At 63.9% G+C, this 16,557-nt stretch carries 14 protein-coding genes; 5 read left to right on the top strand and 9 right to left on the bottom strand.

The genetic code is table 11. The annotated features are described in order from the left end of the window. Positions 1-40: 40 nt before the first annotated feature. The 5 genes from LB528_RS27055 (at position 41) to LB528_RS27035 (ending at position 6,269) form a co-directional block, all read left to right on the top strand. The gene (locus tag LB528_RS27055; RefSeq protein WP_224517353.1) at positions 41-1,129 is read left to right on the top strand and encodes an amidohydrolase family protein; all 1,089 of its coding nucleotides are present in this window, start codon (positions 41-43) and stop codon (positions 1,127-1,129) included. After that, positions 1,126-1,506, top strand: a complete 381-nt coding sequence (locus LB528_RS27050; protein WP_224716938.1) for a Rieske (2Fe-2S) protein — start codon at positions 1,126-1,128, stop codon at positions 1,504-1,506. The genes LB528_RS27055 and LB528_RS27050 overlap by 4 nt, the downstream gene beginning before the upstream one ends. A 17-nt stretch (positions 1,507-1,523) precedes the next feature. After that, complete coding sequence (locus LB528_RS27045; protein ID WP_224517357.1) at positions 1,524-2,147, top strand: HD domain-containing protein; 624 nt, start codon at positions 1,524-1,526, stop codon at positions 2,145-2,147. Between the two features lie 411 nt (positions 2,148-2,558). After that, complete coding sequence (locus tag LB528_RS27040; protein ID WP_224716937.1) at positions 2,559-4,661, top strand: FAD-dependent oxidoreductase; 2,103 nt, start codon at positions 2,559-2,561, stop codon at positions 4,659-4,661. A gap of 69 nt (positions 4,662-4,730) precedes the next feature. Next, on the top strand, positions 4,731-6,269 hold the full coding sequence (locus LB528_RS27035; RefSeq protein WP_224716936.1) for a trimethylamine methyltransferase family protein: 1,539 nt from the start codon (positions 4,731-4,733) through the stop codon (positions 6,267-6,269). A 1-nt stretch (position 6,270) separates the two neighbouring features. On the opposite strand, the gene LB528_RS27030 is transcribed toward LB528_RS27035, so the two are convergent. From LB528_RS27030 to LB528_RS26990, 9 genes are all read right to left on the bottom strand, one after another. Next, positions 6,271-6,948 carry a TetR/AcrR family transcriptional regulator gene (locus LB528_RS27030; RefSeq protein WP_224517362.1) on the bottom strand — a complete coding sequence of 226 codons (678 nt, stop codon included), beginning with the start codon at positions 6,946-6,948 and terminating at the stop codon, positions 6,271-6,273. 43 nt (positions 6,949-6,991) lie between these two features. Continuing rightward, a complete protein-coding gene (locus tag LB528_RS27025) occupies positions 6,992-8,539 on the bottom strand; it encodes an ABC transporter substrate-binding protein (RefSeq protein WP_224716935.1) in 1,548 nt (515 codons plus the stop codon). Between the two features lie 16 nt (positions 8,540-8,555). Further along, the gene (locus LB528_RS27020) at positions 8,556-9,584 is read right to left on the bottom strand and encodes an ABC transporter ATP-binding protein (RefSeq protein ID WP_224716934.1); all 1,029 of its coding nucleotides are present in this window, start codon (positions 9,582-9,584) and stop codon (positions 8,556-8,558) included. Next, positions 9,581-10,546 carry an ABC transporter ATP-binding protein gene (locus LB528_RS27015; RefSeq protein ID WP_224517368.1) on the bottom strand — a complete coding sequence of 322 codons (966 nt, stop codon included), beginning with the start codon at positions 10,544-10,546 and terminating at the stop codon, positions 9,581-9,583. The genes LB528_RS27020 and LB528_RS27015 overlap by 4 nt, the downstream gene beginning before the upstream one ends. Beyond that, positions 10,543-11,373 (bottom strand): ABC transporter permease, encoded by an 831-nt coding sequence (locus LB528_RS27010; RefSeq protein WP_224517370.1) that lies wholly within the window; start codon positions 11,371-11,373, stop codon positions 10,543-10,545. Before LB528_RS27010 ends, LB528_RS27015 begins: the two co-directional genes overlap by 4 nt. Before the next feature lie 40 nt (positions 11,374-11,413). Then, the gene (locus tag LB528_RS27005; RefSeq protein WP_224716933.1) at positions 11,414-12,364 is read right to left on the bottom strand and encodes an ABC transporter permease; all 951 of its coding nucleotides are present in this window, start codon (positions 12,362-12,364) and stop codon (positions 11,414-11,416) included. Positions 12,365-12,377: 13 nt separating this feature from the next. After that, positions 12,378-14,387, bottom strand: a complete 2,010-nt coding sequence (locus LB528_RS27000) for a CocE/NonD family hydrolase (protein WP_224716932.1) — start codon at positions 14,385-14,387, stop codon at positions 12,378-12,380. A 685-nt stretch (positions 14,388-15,072) separates the two neighbouring features. Further along, positions 15,073-15,702, bottom strand: a complete 630-nt coding sequence (locus tag LB528_RS26995) for an ATP-binding cassette domain-containing protein (RefSeq protein ID WP_224716931.1) — start codon at positions 15,700-15,702, stop codon at positions 15,073-15,075. Then, on the bottom strand, positions 15,699-15,857 hold the full coding sequence (locus LB528_RS26990) for a hypothetical protein (RefSeq protein WP_224716930.1): 159 nt from the start codon (positions 15,855-15,857) through the stop codon (positions 15,699-15,701). Before LB528_RS26990 ends, LB528_RS26995 begins: the two co-directional genes overlap by 4 nt. Between the last annotated feature and the right edge of the window lie 700 nt (positions 15,858-16,557).

The raw sequence follows: 16,557 nt of genomic DNA, 5'->3' as shown, positions 1-16,557 counted from the left end.
TGCGTCATCCATCCCATCCTCCATGGTAGGCAAGACATCCATGTTCATCGTCGACACCGACGTACATAACTACTGGTCCAGCGCCGAAGTGCTGCTCCCCTATCTCGAGCCCTACTGGCGCGATTTTCTGGTGCGCGGCGAGAAGCCGGGGCCGAGGGGAAGCTTTCCGCATGGCCACCGCCCCTGGCTGCATCCGGAAGGATTTTCGCGCCACGACATCCGCCCGGAGACGGAGGAAGACAACTACCTGATCATGAAGGAAAAGCACCTCGATCTCTATGACATCGACGTGGCGATCCTAACCGCTGACGAGCCGCTGGAGGCGTCGACGCTGGCCAACTATCACTACGCCAACGCACTGGTGAAAGCCTATAACGACTACATGATCGACTGGTGGCTGCCGAAGGACAGCCGCTTCAAGGGATCAATCATCATTTCGCCGACCGATCCGCACGGCGCCGCTGCCGAGATCCGACGCCTCGGCGACCACAAGGACATCGTCCAGGTCCTGGCGAGCCACGGCTCGCAGCGCCCCTACGGCGATCCCTTCTACCATCCGATCTACGAGGCCTGCGCCGAGGTCGGCCTGCCCTTCGCAATCCATTTCGGCGGCCAGGGCGGCGTCAACCACAATGCGGTCGCCGGCGGGCCGACCTCCTACTACTGGGAAACGCACGCTTTGCTCAGCCAGCCCGCTATGACTCATGTGGTCAGCATGATCTCCAACGGTGTGTTCGAGAAATATCCCGACCTCTATTTCGTCGTCATTGAGTGCGGCGTGTCGTGGGTTCCGTCGCTGATGTGGCGGCTCGACGCCAACTTCAAGGCGCTGCGCAAGGAAACGCCGTGGCTGAAGATGCTTCCGTCGGAATATTGCCGCCGCAACATCCGCTTCAGCACCCAGCCACTTGAGCAGCCCCAGAACGTCAGGCATCTGTGGGAAACGCTGGAGCACATGGACGGACAAAACACGCTGCTTTTCGCCTCCGACTATCCGCACTGGGATTTCGACGCGCCGACCAACCTGCACGTCCCGCCGGCCTGGCGCGACAAGGTCATGGGTCTGAATGCGCTGGAGGTTTACAAGCGCATCGAGGCTTCGGCTGCCACCGCGAGGATTGCCTCATGACCACCGCGGCCGCCTGGGGGCTCACCTTCGCCTGCAAGACCGCGGACGTGCGGGTCGGCGAACCCAAGATCGTCACCATCGGCCGCATCCCTGTGGGAATATTCCAACTTGAGGATGGCTATGCGGCCCTGCTCAACATCTGCCCCCACCGAGCGGGCCAGCTCTGCGAAGGGCCGATATCCGGCACCACCAAGCGAACGGACCAGACAGAGTTCGTCTACGTTCGCGCCGGCGAGCTCATACGCTGCGCATGGCATGGGTGGGAGTTCGATATCCGGTCGGGCAAATGCCTTGTAGACGACAAGCTGAAGGCGCGCACATTCCCCGTGCACGTCGACGGCGATGAGATCTATCTCGAAATGGCCCGAAAACCGTAACCAGACGAGGTTCGCCAATGGAAACCGTGAAGTTTACCCAAATGAAGGACGGCGACCGCGAGGACTATGCCTTCCTGACCGCGCATGAAACAGAGTATGCGGCCGGCACAGCCGACCGGCTCCTGGCAGCGATGGTCGAACTCGACAAATCGCTGTCAGGCTACAAGGTGACGCGGCTCGGCCATTCGCTGCAGGCCGCCACGCGCGCCTGGTATGCCGGCGCCGACACCGACTGGGTTGTGTCCGCGTTGCTGCACGATATTGGCGATATCTATGCCCCCTACAACCACGACGAATACGCCGCCGCCATCCTGCGTCCCTTCGTACGGGAGCAATGTGCGTGGGTCGTTGAGAAGCACGGAGATTTCCAGCTGATCTACTACGGCGAGCATGTCGGCGCGAACCCGTGCAAGCGGGATGCGTTCAAGGCTAACGCCTATTTTGATGACTGCGCGGAGTTCTGCGAAAGATGGGATCAGTCGAGCTTCGATCCTGACTATAGAACCCGGCCGCTCGAGTTCTTCGCGCCCATGGTGCGCGAGGTCTTCGCCCGCAAAACCTATGATCCCGCAGTTGTCCGCACGGGCCAACGCGAAGCCCTGTCGAATATCGCGCTCGCCGAGGCGCGTTCGGCAACGTAAGAACGCGGTCCCGCATTTCGACGGCATGCCCAAACTGTCACCACGCGCCACCGGTGATCTGGAAATCTTCCGTTCAAGGCCAAGGTTTGCTGCTGTAGCAACCAAGTCGTTCGCACTTTTGACGCCGCACCCCATCAGGGCTCAAACTTGGGCGGTAGGATCCGATAGAACGCCCCGTTTGAGCGATGTCCAAGCTGACGTCTAGGGCCGACATGAGGCGCAAAGCTCCCGTGGCATTTTCGAGCCCGGACCGGAATGTCGAAATCGGATCTCGTACTAGCTGCCCTCTCGCGCGATGCCTCAGGTCGCTGAGGCCAAAATGTGCAGTGGTTATGTTCTGTGGTTGCGTCCACGAGAGATCTCGCATATCTTTGTTGAACGATTGTTCAACAATGCGTTTGAGAAGCCACGATGCAGTGCAACCCCCGTTACGAAATCCTGTTCGAGCCGGTAGCAATAGGACCCGTGACCGCGCCGAACCGCTTCTATCAGGTGCCGCATGCAAGCGGGATGACCAACGCGCTGCCGCGCGTTCGCGCGGCATTTCGCGAAGCCAAGGCCGAAGGCGGATGGGGCGTGATCTGCACGGGGGCGTGCTCGATCGATCCGACATCGGACGATGCGCCGCTGCCTTTCGCGACGCTGTGGGACGACAACGACATCCGCGCTCACGCGCTGATGACGGAGGCCGTGCACCGCCATGGATCGCTTGCCGGCGTGGAACTATGGCATGGCGGCGCATCGGTGATGAACCGGACAAGCCGCCTGCCGCCGCTGTCGCCATCCGGCATTCCGTGGATGGCCACGCATGTCGGCTTCATGGGCAATCTGCGACCGAAGACGATGGACAAGGCCGATATCAAGGAGGTGCTGAGATGCCAGGCCGAAGCGGCACGCAAGGCGCGCACGGCCGGCTTCGATGTCATCTATGTCTATGCCGGGATGGGCTATCTCGGCTACGAGTTCCTGCTGCCGGAATACAATCATCGCGTCGATGAATATGGCGGCTCGATCGGGAGCCGTGTCCGCTTCGTGCGCGAGATGATCGAGGTGACGAAGGATGCGGTGGGCAAGGATTGCGGTGTCGCGCTTCGTGTGAGCCTCGACGAACTGCGCGGCCGGCCCGGGCGCAACCAGCCTTCGGAAGCCCATGAGCTGATCGAACTTCTGGCCGACCTGCCCGACCTGTTCGACGTGAAGATGGACTCAAGCCCGACGGATTGCTCGGCATCGCGCTTCACCGGCGAAGGCAGCCACGAGCCGGTCATCGATTTCGTCAAGTCGCTGACGAAGAAGCCCGTGGTCGGCGTTGGGCGCTTCACCTCACCGGACACGATGGTGTCGCAGATCCGACGCGGTGTGCTCGACTTAATCGGCGGCGCGCGGCCGTCGATCGCCGACCCCTTCCTGCCTGCCAAAATCCGCGACGGCCGCGAAGTCGAGATCCGTGAATGCATCGGCTGCAACATCTGTATTTCGAGCTGGCATGACGGCGTGCCGGTGCGCTGCACCCAGAATCCGACCGCCGGCGAGGAATGGCGGCGCGGCTGGCATCCCGAACGCGTCGGGCGCGCCGGCAGACCCGAACGCATCCTCATTGTCGGCGGCGGACCGGCCGGGCTCGAATGCGCCATGACGCTCGGCCGCCGCGGCAATGAGGTGATGCTTGCCGACGCCAGCCGCGGCTTCGGGGGGCGGCTGACCTTCGAGAAGACGTTGCCAGGGCTGTCAGCCTGGAATCGTGTCATCGAGTACCGACTGGGCCGCATCGGCGAGATGAGCAATGTCTCGCTCTATCCCGAAAGCACGCTCGGCGCCGACGAGATCATCGACTTGGCACCGGAACGCCTGGTGCTGGCAACCGGCGCGCGCTGGACGAACATGCTCTATTCCTCGATGGAGATCCCCGTCGGGCGGCTCGACCATGCGGATGTGCTCACACCCGACGACATCGCCGCCGGCAAGCTCCCTGAGGGGCCGACGCTGGTCTTCGATTTCGACAATTACTACATGGGCGGCGTCCTCACCGAGCATCTGGCCGCCCAAGGCATCCCGGTCAGCTATGCGACACCGTCCGGCCATGCCTCCGCATGGACGATCATGACCAACGAGCTGCCGCTGGTGCACCGGGCGCTGGCGCGCCGCAACGTGCCGGTGACGACGCTGCATCTGCTGAAATCCTTCGATGGCGAGACGGCGACGCTGGCGCATCTGTTCACCAGCGAAGAGACCCGCGTGGCCTGCCGCTCGGTGCTGATCGTCGGATTGCGGTTGCCGCGAAACGAGTTGTTCGAAGCGCTGACCGAAAGGGCGGACGCGCTTGGCGCGGCGGGCATCCGGAGCGTCGATCGCATCGGCGACACGCTGGCGCCTGGCGCCATTGCCCATGCGGTGCATAGCGGCCACAAGCTGGCGCGCGAAATCGGCGAGACGCTTCGCTGGCGGCCTTATCGCCGCGACACGCCGATCGTCGATGCGGCGGCGGATTTCCAGATGCGAACGGCAGCCGAATAGAGCAATCCAGGAAAGGTGTGAAGCGGTTTTCCGTTCGGAATCGCGTCAAACAAGGAGGTCCAGAAAGTCATGGAGCGTATCGCAGCACGTCGCAGGCCCGGCCGCCCCCAGCGCGAGGTAGGCGGCATCGCGCAGCGGCCATGGAAGCAGCTGACCCGGCCTTACGCCCCGATCGAGATCCTGTCGGCCGACCAAGTGCGGGCGATCCACGAAATGGGCCTCACCATCCTCGAGGAGATCGGCATGCGCGTGCTGCAGCCTCGGGCGCGCCAGCTCTATCGTGCCGCCGGCTGCAACGTCGACGAAGGCGAGATGCGCGTGCGCTTCGACCGCGCCATGGTGATGGAGTGCGTCGCCATGGCGCCGTCATCCTTCGAGCTGCGCGCCCGTAACCCTGAAAAGAACGTCAAGGTCGGCGGGCGGCATTGCATCCTGTCGTCGGTCGGCGGGCCGGCCTATGTCATGGACAATGACCGCGGCCGCCGTCCCGGCACCTATGCCGAGATGCGCGACTATCTGAAGCTCATCCAGTCGTTCAACGTGCTGCATCAGGAAGGCGGCGGACCGTTCGAGCCGCTCGACCTGCACCAGAATACGCGCCACCTCGACCTCTACTATGCCGAGATCACCTTGCTCGACAAAAACTGGCAGCCGCAGGCGCTGGGTCATGGCCGCGCCATCGACGCGCTGGAAATGGTGGCGATCTCGCTCGGCACGACGCGCGAAAACCTGGCGCGGGAGATGCCGGTGTTCACCGGCATCATCAATACCAATTCACCGCTGCAGCTCGACGAGCCGATGGCCGAGGGGCTGATCGCGCTGGCCGAGCACGGTCAGGTCAACGTCATCACGCCGTTCACGCTGGCCGGAGCAATGAGCCCGGTGACGCTTGCCGGCGCGCTGTCGCAGCAGCATGCCGAGGCACTGGCCGGCATCGTGCTGACGCAGATCGTTCGACCTGGGGTGCCGGTGATGTATGGCGGCTTCACCTCAAATGTCGACATGAAGACCGGAGCACCCGCCTTCGGCACGCCGGAATACACGCAAGCGGCACAGATCACCGGACAGCTCTGCCGGGTGATCGGCGTGCCGTTCCGCTCCAGCAACGTCACCGCCGCCAATGCGGTCGACGCGCAGGCCGCCTATGAGAGCGCGATGTCCCTGTGGGGCTGCCTGATGGGCGGCGCCAACCTGGTGCTGCACGCGGCCGGCTGGCTCGGCGGCGGGCTGACCGCGTCGTTCGAGAAGCTGGTGATCGATGCCGAGATGCTGCAGATGATGTCGGCCTATTTCGATCCGCCCGTCGTCGACATCGACACGCTGGCGCTGGACGCGGTGCGCGAGGTCGGCCCAGCCGGGCATTTCTTCGGCGCCGCGCATACCATGCAGCGCTACGAGCGCGCCTTCTATTCGCCGCTGGTGTCCAACTGGGACAATTACGACACCTGGATGGAACGCGGCCAGATCACCGCGCGGGAACGGGCCAACGTGATCTGGAAACGCATGGTCGCCGACTACGAGCAACCGCCGATCGATCCCGGCATCGACGAGGCGCTGCGCGATTATGTGGAGCGCCGCAAGCGCGAGGGCGGATCGCCGTTGAACTGAGTCAGGCGTTCCGCAAAGGCCCGACCTGCGCCTCGAGCATCTCGAAGCCGGCGGCCTCGGCCGCCTGCGGCGTCACCACGCTTTCGTCGAGACACCATTCGAGCCAGAGCCCGTCGACCAGCGCGATGAAATTGCGCGCCAGCGCGGGCGCGTCGACTCGTCTGTCGCGCTCAACCGCAACCGCCGCGATGTCCTCGGCAAGTTCCGCGCGGTAAGCGTCGTAGAGCTCGCGATGCGCCGCCTTCAGTCGCGGGTTGACGGCGATCTCACCCCACAGCGACAGCCAGATCAGCAGGTTCTCGCGGCTGAAATATTCCGGCGCGAAGTTGGATCGCACCAGGGCGGCCAGCGCGGCCTCGGGATGCCAGCCGGACGCCTCGGCGCGGCGGCGCTTGGCTTCGTCGATCTGGTTGTTAACGCTGGCATAGAGCGAGGATTTGTAGACCTCGACCAGCAGCCCATCGAGGCTTTCGAAGTGGTGGTTGATGAGCCCGCGCGAGACGCCGGCCTCCTTGCAGATACGATCTATGGTGAAGGCGCCGATGCCGCCGACGGACAGGCACCGCGTCGCCGCCTCGATCAGCATGGAGCGGCGCACATCGGCCTGTTCGCGGCTGAAGCGCGGCGCCTTCTTCGCACCGCGCTTCGTTTTTGCAGCTTCCGGTTGGGCTTGCGTCATGCAACCCAGCTAATCGATTACGCCCGTCCTGTCCATCAAGCGATCATGCCGTCTTCTTGAACAGCACAGGATTGGGGTGACCGTCCGGATAGATGACGGGTTCGAACGCGGTCTTATGGATGGCGACCAGCGGCTGGTGACAGATGAAGACGAATCCGCCGGACTGTTCCATCAGATCCTCCATGCGGTTGGACAACGCGACTCGCTTGGCTTCGTCGCTTTCGGCAATCAGTTGCTGATAGCTGATCTCGAATTCGGGGCTGTCGAAGCCGGACCAATTGTAGGTGCCGATCTGGTCGGGGCGGAACCAGACCAGGTTCTCGGACGGATCAACACCGCCGGCGAAATCCATCAGCGCCAGGTCGATGTTCTTGTAGCCGTCGCCTTGCGTCTTGTCGCCGACGCCCCAGAAGGCGGCTTCGTCGTAGGGCTGGATCTCGACCTTGATGCCGGCTTGCTCAAGGCTGGCCTGGATGATCTGCGCGGTTGCGGTGCGGATCGAATCGTTCATCACCGTCAACGTCAATGACAAGTCGCTGACGCCTGCCTCCGCAAGCAGTGCGGCGGACTTCTCATAGTCGGGCGCAGCGATCAGATTGCTCAGGCGCGCGAATTTCGTGCCGGGCTGGACCACGCCTGTGGAGCGCTTGGTGAGATTGTCATAGACGCCGGTCAGGATCTGTCCGACATCGACGCCATATTGCACGGCTTGCCGCACCCTGAGATCCTTGAGGCGTGGGCTGAGCATGTTGATCGTCAGCCAGACATAGCGGGTCGACTGCGCCTCGATCAGTTTCGTATTGGCGGGCGGTTTGGCCTTGACGGCCTTGGTCGCCGAAATGGCGATCTTGGTGTAATCAAAGGCGTCGGCCTCGTAGGCCAATTGCGCCGCCTGATCGTCGGCGACGACATAGATCTCGACCTTGCCGAAATCCGGCTTCGGTCTCGGCCAGTCCGGATTGGCGGTCAGCGTCACCTTCTGCTTCTGCTGCCAGTCCGAGAAGAGATAAGGACCGCAGGTCGCCGGCGGCTCGGTGGTGAATTTGCCGCCCGCCTTCTCCGTGCCGGCGCGGCTGATGATGTGGCCGCCATAATAAGGCAGGCTGGTGACGAAGATCGGCTGGTACGGATCCTTGAGGTAGATGATGCCGGATCTGGCGTCGACGACTTCGACACGGTCCAGCTTCTCGAATTGATAGGCCCAGGGCGACGACAGCTTCGGATCGGCTATTCGCTCGTAGGAGAATTTCACGTCTTCGGCGGTGACCGGGCCAAGGCCGTTCGACCATTTCAGCCCATCGATCAGGGTGAAGGCGATGGTCTTCGGATCCTTCAGCTCGAGTTTCTCCGCGCCCCAGAGCGACCACGGCGAACCTTGCCTGAGATCGCCAAGGCGGTTCAGCGACACATAGATGCCACGCATCATGACGTCTTCGATGCCGCCGATCATGAAGGCGGGATCAAGCGTCTGCAGGTCGCCTTCCATGCGGATGCGCAGCGTGTCGCCGGCCGCCGACCAGGCAAATCCTGGTTTCATCGTCAGGCTGGCGCCCAACACGCCGGCGGCTTTCAGGAATGCACGTCTGTCCATGGTCCAATTCATCATATCAATTTCCCCTTGGGTTTGCGGAAGCGCGTGAGACGGCTTCCCGTTCTTGCCCGCCGGTCTGCAGCGGGAAATGGCAGCGCACCAGGCGACCGGCGCCCATCGGCCGGTAGATCGGCGCCTCGGACTTGCAGCGGGATTGCACGAGCGGACAGCGCGTGTGGAATTCGCAGCCGGAGGGCCGGCGGAACACGCTCGGGATTTCGCCGGTAATGGCAAGATTGTGGCTGCGCCGGCGTGGATCGGGGATCGGCTCGGACCGGATCAGTGTCGCAGTGTAGGGATGCAATGGGGCGGAGAAGACCTCTTGCGTCGGTCCTGTCTCAACGAGCCGGCCAAGATACATGATGGCGAGCCGATCGCTGACATGGCGGATCATCGCCAGATTGTGGGTGACGATCATGGTGGCGAAGCCGAGCTCGCGCTTGAGCTCGCCGATCAGGTTGAGCACATCGCCCTGCACCGAGACATCCAGCCCGGCGGTCGGCTCGTCGGCAAGCAGCAGACGCGGTTTCATCGCAAGCGCCCGCGCGACGCCGACGCGACGGGCCTGCCCGCCCGACAGTTCATGCGGAAAGCGGTCGACGAAGGAGGCCGGTAAGCCGACCAACGCCAGCAGCGCCTTCGCCGCAGCGCGCCGGTCCTGCATTGGCAGCCCCTGGATGACCTGCGGTTCGGTCAGCAGCGTGCTGACCCGCAGGCGCGGGCTGAGCGAGGCGACCGGATCCTGGAACATCATCGCCGAGCGCCGGCGCATGGCGCGAAAATCGGACGGGGTCGCGACCTCCCTCCCCTCGAAGACGATGCGGCCGGCCGCAGCCCGGACGAGGCCGAGAATGGTGCGGGCAAGCGTCGTCTTGCCGGAGCCGGATTCGCCGACCAGCCCAAGCGTCTCGGCCGGCATCAGCGACAACGTGACGTCGTCGACGACATTGAAGCCGGGCAGCGGGAACGGATTGATCAGCCGGTCGAGCAAGCTGCTGCGACCGAAGCTGACCGACAGGTCCTCGACGGCAAGCAGCGGGCTCATGGCGTCGCCACATAGCACCGGGCAGCGTGGCATGCGGTGAGCTTCACCAGCGGCGGCGCGATGGTCTTGCATGGCGCGAAGGCCTTGCCACAGCGCGGCGCGTAAACGCATCCCGGCGGTGGTTGGATCAGGCTCGGCAATGACCCGGGAATGGTCGGCAGCCTGTCCAGCCGATCATGGAAGCGGGCGGGATCGCAGGCGAGCAGCGCCTGGGTGTAGGGATGGCGCGGATCGTGGAAGATCGCGTCGACCTCGCCGCCCTCGACCACCTCGCCCGCATACATGACATAGACACGGTCGCAGAGCTCGGCGATGACACCCAGATGATGCGAGACGACGATGACGATGCCGTTGTATTCGCGCCTGAGCTCACGCAGCAGATGGATGATCTGCGCCTCCATGGTGACGTCGAGCGCAGTCGTCGGCTCGTCGGCGATGAGCAGGCCGGGATCGGTCAGCAAGGCGGCCGCGATCGCCACGCGCTGGCGCATGCCGCCGGAAAGCTCGTGTGGGTAACTCCGCATGCGCCGTTCGGCATCGGCGATGCCCACGCGAGCGAGCATTGCGGCGATGCGGGCCCTCTTTAGCGTGCGGCTGAGATCCTTACGGTGGTGCTGGAAGTCGACGAGCTGGTCGCCGATGGTCAGCACCGGGTTGAACGCCGTCATCGGGTCCTGGCCGACAAGCGCGATCTCATCGCCGCGCAGCAGCCGCTGGCGATGCGCGTCGAGCTTTGCCAGGTCGACGCCGTTGTACCGGATCGCCCCGTCGATGCGGGCGTTGGCCGGCAACAGGTTGGCCAGAGCGGTGACCAGCGTGGACTTGCCGCAGCCGCTCTCGCCGACAATTCCGATGACCTCGCCGGGATGCGCTTCGATATCGACATGGCGAAGGGCGTGCACGCTACCGTGCGGCGTCTCATAGCGGACGCTTAGACCGCTGGCGGCAAGCGTGCCGCTCATGCCGGCCTCCGCAGTTGCAGGCGCGGGTCCAGATAGTCGCGCAGCCCCTCGCCGAGAAAGGTGAAGCCGAGCGTCGCCAGCACCAGCGGCAGGCCGCCGAAGATCACCATGAAGGGTGCCGAGCGGATGCTGGTATAGCCGTCATAGAGGATCGAGCCCCAGGACGGCGTCGGCGGGCGCACGCCGAGCCCGAGGAAGCTCAAGCCGGCCTCGACCATGATGACGACCGGAATGTCCATCGACAAAAGGATGATCAGCGGACCGACGACGTTGGGCAGGAGGTGGATGAAGATGATGCGTGCCGCACTCGCATCGAGCAGACGCTCGGCAAGGATGTAGTCGCTGTTCTTCAGCGCCAGCGTCTGGGCCCGGATCAGCCGCGCGTAGCTTGGGAATGACGTCGCGGCGATGACGATGATCAGCGTGCCGGTACCGGCGCCGAGCACGGTGATGACGGCAAGCGCGAACATGATCATCGGCAGCGAATTCATGCTGTCGAAGCTGAGCACCAGGATGGCGTCGAGCCAGCGCGGACCGTAGCCGGCGACGAGGCCGAGCAGCAGCCCGATGGCGCCGGCTATGGCCACCGAGACCATGGCGATGGTGAGCGCCGTGCGCGCGCCGTAGATGACGCGCGACAACAGATCGCGGCCGAGATGATCGGTGCCGAACCAGTGCGCCGCCGAGGGAGGTTGCAGCTTGTGCAGTACGTCGATCTTGAGCGGCGAATAGGGTGCCAGCCAGGGCGCGAAGATCGCAGTGACAAGGAAACCGGCGACCAGGAGCAGCGCCACGCGGGTGAAGGGATCGGCAAGCAATGCGCGCAACAGAACAAGCCGTTGTCGATCGGGCGTGGATGGAGCGGCCTCAGCCACGGAAGACATCACGGACCCTCGGATCGAGCCGCGCAATGAGAAGATCGGCGGCGATGGTGATGGAGACGTAGATGGCGGTCATGACCAGCACCGTGCCCATGACGACGGGATAGTTGCGGGTGCTAACGGCGTCGGTGATCAGCTTGCCGATGCCGGGCCTGGCGAACACCGCCTCCACGAAGACGGCGCTGGACAGAATGCTGCCGAGGCCGACCGCGACCAGCGAGATGGTCGGGATGATGGCGATGCGCAGCGCATATTTGGAGACGATCTTCCACTCCGGCAGGCCGAAGGAACGGGCGGTGCGGATATGAGGCTCGCCCATCACCTCCATCATCGAGGCGCGCACCATGCGGGCGATATAGCCGATCCACCCGAGGGCGATCGCCGCGGCCGGCATGACCAGCGCCCTGGCCTGGCTTAAGAAATCGCCGGCCTCGCCCGCCCCGATGGCGGGCAGCCAGCGCAGCGTGACGGCAAAGAGCAGCAGCGAGTAGATTGCGACGACGAAGGACGGGACGGCGATGACACCGACCGAGAGCACGCCGATGGCGGCATCGGCGGCCGTGCCGCGCCGCATCACCGACAGGCAGCCCAGCGGCACGCCGATCAGCAGCGCCACGGCGAGCGCCGTCAGCCCCAGGACAAGCGTGTTCGGCAACGCTTCCAGGACCAATGTGGAAACGGGCCGGTTCGACCAGACATCGTAGCCCAGATTGCCGGTCAGCGCGTTGCGGAAGAATTCGACGATCTGCCACCAGACCGGCTGGTCGAGTCCCATGCGCTCGATCAGCAGCCGCTTCAATTCCGGCGTGGCGCGCGGACCGAGCGCCACGGTCGCGGGATCGCCCGGAACCAGGAAGACGGCAGCATACATGGCGACCATGACGAAGACGAGGATCAGGAGACCGAGACCGATGCGCTTCACTGCATATGCGAGCATGGCCTCCCCTCCTTCAGGCGAAATCGCGCCTGATGCGCCGTGTCGCCGAGGCGCTGTGCACGAGCTTGCCTCGTTCTCGGGCTTCAAGGCGCCAACTCAGGTTGAAATGCGTTTCATCCGCCGTCAGCTCGGTCACCGCCCTCGCTTCGGTATCGGCATCGGCGCTGGCGATCGTCCATCGATATTCGGTGACGAGCTTTGCCGAGAGAGGATCGCCGCTGCTGATGCTCATCGTATCGCTGTTGGCGGAAGACACGGTGATGGCGCGATCGTCATAACGCCTGCTTCCATGGTCCGAGGTCAAGGCGATGATCTGCAGGCCCGAGCCGACATCGTCGGTGACGATGCGACGGTCGAAGCCTTCGGCCAGCGTCGTGGCCGGGACCGGCGGCGCGGTTTCGGCCGGCTCGAAGCGGACGTCGCGGTCGCGCGACGACGGCGGCCGCACCGGAAGAACCAGCTTGCTGTCGCCGCTCACGACGGACAAAACTGAAAGTTTGGGTTGCGGCCACAGGATCGGCCAATGCTGGTTGGCCAGCGCCAGCCGGACGCGGTGCCCCTTGGGTATGGTGCGGGCGGCATCGTTGAGCTTGAGCTTGACGCGGAACGGCGTTCCGATCGGACATGGCGTCGGATGCTCGTGGCTGTCGCGATGGCTGAGGTTGAGCACGCCATAGGTCATCAGCGCCGAGGTGCCGTCCGGATAGACGTCGCAGAGACGGGCGGCAAGGTTGACATGCGACTGGTCGACGCTGACGAGCAGATCGAGCTCGGCCGCGCCAAGCAGGGTCAAATCATCTTCCAGCGGCAAAGTGTCGAAGCACAGCGCCAGGCCGTCCTCGCGGCGCTGGTCGATGGGCATGTCGGGGCAGGAACCACCGTAGCCGCCCCAGCGGCCGCAGTCGCGGCCGGCGGTGGCGGGAGAGCATACCGACAGCGTGGCGCCAGGTACCGGTTGGCCGTCCAGTCCGGCGGCGTTCAGATGCAAGACGCGGCGCTCGACACGTGGCGACGGCCATTGGTCCTCGGCCGCCCAACTGCCGGCATGATCCGGAAGATAGAAAGGCTGCGGCCGCTCCTCGCCGGTGATCCAGACCCGGTAGAGCGGCTCGTCCATGATGCCGGTGTCTTCGGCGCAAAGCCAATGACGCCACCAGCGCAGCGCCTCCTGCAGGTAGCCGATCAGCGGACCCGGCGCGCCGCGACAGGGATAGGCGTGCGACCACGGTCCGACGATGCCAAGCTTCGGCCCCGGCAGATGTTCCAGCAGGCGCGGCACGAAGTTCGAATAGCTGTCCTCCCAACCGCAAACGGCCATGACGGCGCATTCGATCGCGGCATGATCCTCGCAGACCGAACCCTGCCGCCAGTAGTCGTCGCGACGCTGGTGCGCGAGCCAGATTTCCGATAGCGAGCGTGTCGCTTCCAGACGGCTCATCCACATGGCGCGCCAGGCATCGCCGACAATCTGCGGGTCGGGCGCCATCGCCTTCTTCACCAGCATGAAGTTCGACCACATTTCCTGCTCGGTAAGCAGCGCGCCGCCCATATAGTGGATGTCGTCCGCATAGCGATCGTCGGTGGCGCAGTTGGCGATGATGGCCTTCAGCGCCGGCGGCCGGCGCGCAGCGACCTGCAGCGCGTTGAAGCCGCCCCAGGAAATGCCGGTCATGCCGACATTGCCGTTGCACCAGGATTGCGCCGCCAGATGGGCGATGATCTCGCAGGCGTCTTCCTGCTCGCGCGGCAGATACTCGTCTGCCAGGTCGCCATCGGAATCGCCGGAGCCGCGGATGTCTATGCGGGCGCAGGCGATGCCGTATCCGGCGAGCCAGGGGTGGATGTCGACGTCACGGGCAACGGTGCCGTCGCGCCGCCGGTAAGGCACCATTTCGACCACGACGGGCACCTTGGCCTGAGTGCGCGGGCGCCACACTGTGGCGGCGATTTGCGTGCCGTCAGCCAGCGCGATCCAGTATGGATCGACGGTTTCGACGGCAAAGGGAAATTCGGTCCGTACCACGGCGGGTGCTCGTCAACTCCTTGTTGAACGTTCGTACAACAAGAACAGCCCGGATGCAATGGTCTTTTAGTCAGTTGCGATCAAAGGGTAGGCAGAAATGTATTCACCCACCGCTGAAGCTACCCGAGAGTCGGCGTTCAGGTGAGGCGCTCCCGCTTCTGCAATGAGCCCCTTCGCGCGTCGTGGCGAACCGGTTGATGATTCATTGTTGCAGTGTGGTGGACAAACTGATGACCCTGAGCAGAGGCACGGTTGCTTGCCCAAGGCCATTGCCGCTAGCCGACTTCTCGGGCGCGGGAGACGCACGATTGGTGGTCGGGGGTAGCCATTCCGCCGATTCATGGCAGAGCGATGGTACTTCGTGCCGCGATGGAACGCGCTGCCAGAATCGCGAAATCAGAGGCTCCCTGAGAATAGCAGGCTGCGCTGAGGGTCTGCTTCCTTGAACCTGCAAAACCAGGAATCGTGTCACGCCGGACCTGAAGTGCAGCGGTCAGACCCTAACGCTGCCGTCATGTTCCCCTTCAGTGAGACGAAACGAGCAAAGGTAGGGGGCTACTTCGTCATATCCCGGCGCGCCGGGATATTGGGGCGAGCAGGCTTATCACGCCCTGGCCGCCGACCGGCTGGCGGTGAAGGAAAGCATGAGCGAGATCTCCACGCGGCACGGCGTCCAGGCGCTGATCTAGCCCCCGCGTTGGTTTCCGAGCCGCGCTTTGTCCTGCTCGACGAGCCTTCCGCCGGCCCTGTCGCGCCGGCCATGGTGATCCAGACGCTGGAGCAAATCACGACGCTGACGAAGCAAGGCATTGGCATATGATGGTCGAGCAGAACATCGGCGAGGCCATGCCGATAGCAGACAAACTCTACATCTTGGCCGCCGCGACAGCATGGCCTGCTCGCCTCCCGACAACGCGCCGGCCGCCGTCTTGCGCCGCCTGGCCAGCGACGGATACTGGCCGATCAACATGTCAATGCGCCTTTCCACCAGCCGCGTGTCGGTGATAGCGTAACCACCCATGCGCAGGTCGTTCATCACGATCAGGCGCGGGAACACGCCGCCGCCCTGCGGCACCAGTCCCTGGCGTACCACTTGGTGCACGGGCAGATTGGAAAGCACAGTGTCGCCAAGGCGGGCGGCGCCGCTCCACACCGGCAGCGCCCCGGCGATGGCCTTTAGCACGGTCGATTTGCCGCAGCCGTTCGGCCCGAAGATGCAGGTGATTTTCCCGAGCTCAGCCGTCAGTGAGATGCCATGGACGACCTCGTGATTGCCGTAGCCGGTGATGATGTTCTCGGAGGCCAGCGTGCTCATTGCGGGCGCCCCAGGTAGATCTGCATGACTTCAGAATTGCGCACGATGTCCTGGAAAGAGCCGCTGATCACCACCCGTCCCGAATCCATGACGACAATTCGGTCGCAGACGTTGCGAACCATCTCCATGTCATGTTCGATGACGAGGAAGGACACGCCCTGTTCGCGTAGCCGGGCGCGACCAGAGCGACGTCATCCTGAAGGAAGCCTGGCAGCACAGAGAGCGCTGCGTCCCCTCGCCAGCAGTGATCGACCGCGACATGCTGCACCAGATTGCCCTGCCCGATGACATTTGCACGGGTCGCAATTTCACACTGATTCGACGGTTCATCGAGAGTTAGGCTTGTCACGCCGGACGCGGTCGGTGATTGCGATCTGGGAGATGGCAAGCAGGAAGAGTGGCGACTGCACTGCTTCGCCGATCCCGATGCCGCAGCGACTTCCTTGACCACTTCATCGGATGGCACACTCACTCTGACCCTGCATGTCGCCATCGAAAGCCAGCTTTTCGTTCTGATCGCGTAGTGCCTGCACTTCGCCAAAGTAGGTGGAACAACCGCCTGCTGTGACAGTTGGGGCGTGTCTCCGGGAGTTGCACGGTGCCGGCAGAGAGACCGCGTCAACGCTCGGAGATATGATCTGAGAGCTCCATGCGCGTCTTGATTGGACGCATTATCCCAAACACGTGACCAATCGTTGTGTTGTTCCCCAGTAGATCCGAATCACTGCGCCTGCTCATCTGGTTGCCTGTAATATCGGGCCTGCCCGGCTGCGCGGGCGGCGTGCTCGACCCGCAGGGACCGATCGGCGCCGGCAACCGCACCATCCTCTTGAACTCGCTTGCCGTGATGCTGGT

The sequence above is a fragment of the Mesorhizobium sp. CA4 genome (assembly GCF_020165075.1).
In the GTDB taxonomy this organism is placed as follows: Bacteria; Pseudomonadota; Alphaproteobacteria; order Rhizobiales; family Rhizobiaceae; genus Mesorhizobium.
This window is presented reverse-complemented; position numbering and strand designations above follow the sequence as displayed.

Coding starts and splice junctions, on each gene's coding strand:
- LB528_RS27005 (WP_224716933.1), bottom strand. CDS start 12,364: ATGCTCGCATATGCAGTGAAGCGCATCGGTCTCGGTCTCCTGATCCTC.
- LB528_RS27035 (WP_224716936.1), top strand. CDS start 4,731: ATGGAGCGTATCGCAGCACGTCGCAGGCCCGGCCGCCCCCAGCGCGAG.
- LB528_RS27020 (WP_224716934.1), bottom strand. CDS start 9,584: ATGAGCCCGCTGCTTGCCGTCGAGGACCTGTCGGTCAGCTTCGGTCGC.
- LB528_RS27050 (WP_224716938.1), top strand. CDS start 1,126: ATGACCACCGCGGCCGCCTGGGGGCTCACCTTCGCCTGCAAGACCGCG.
- LB528_RS27015 (WP_224517368.1), bottom strand. CDS start 10,546: ATGAGCGGCACGCTTGCCGCCAGCGGTCTAAGCGTCCGCTATGAGACG.
- LB528_RS26995 (WP_224716931.1), bottom strand. CDS start 15,702: ATGAGCACGCTGGCCTCCGAGAACATCATCACCGGCTACGGCAATCAC.
- LB528_RS27030 (WP_224517362.1), bottom strand. CDS start 6,948: ATGACGCAAGCCCAACCGGAAGCTGCAAAAACGAAGCGCGGTGCGAAG.
- LB528_RS27025 (WP_224716935.1), bottom strand. CDS start 8,539: ATGGACAGACGTGCATTCCTGAAAGCCGCCGGCGTGTTGGGCGCCAGC.
- LB528_RS27045 (WP_224517357.1), top strand. CDS start 1,524: ATGGAAACCGTGAAGTTTACCCAAATGAAGGACGGCGACCGCGAGGAC.
- LB528_RS27055 (WP_224517353.1), top strand. CDS start 41: ATGTTCATCGTCGACACCGACGTACATAACTACTGGTCCAGCGCCGAA.
- LB528_RS27040 (WP_224716937.1), top strand. CDS start 2,559: ATGCAGTGCAACCCCCGTTACGAAATCCTGTTCGAGCCGGTAGCAATA.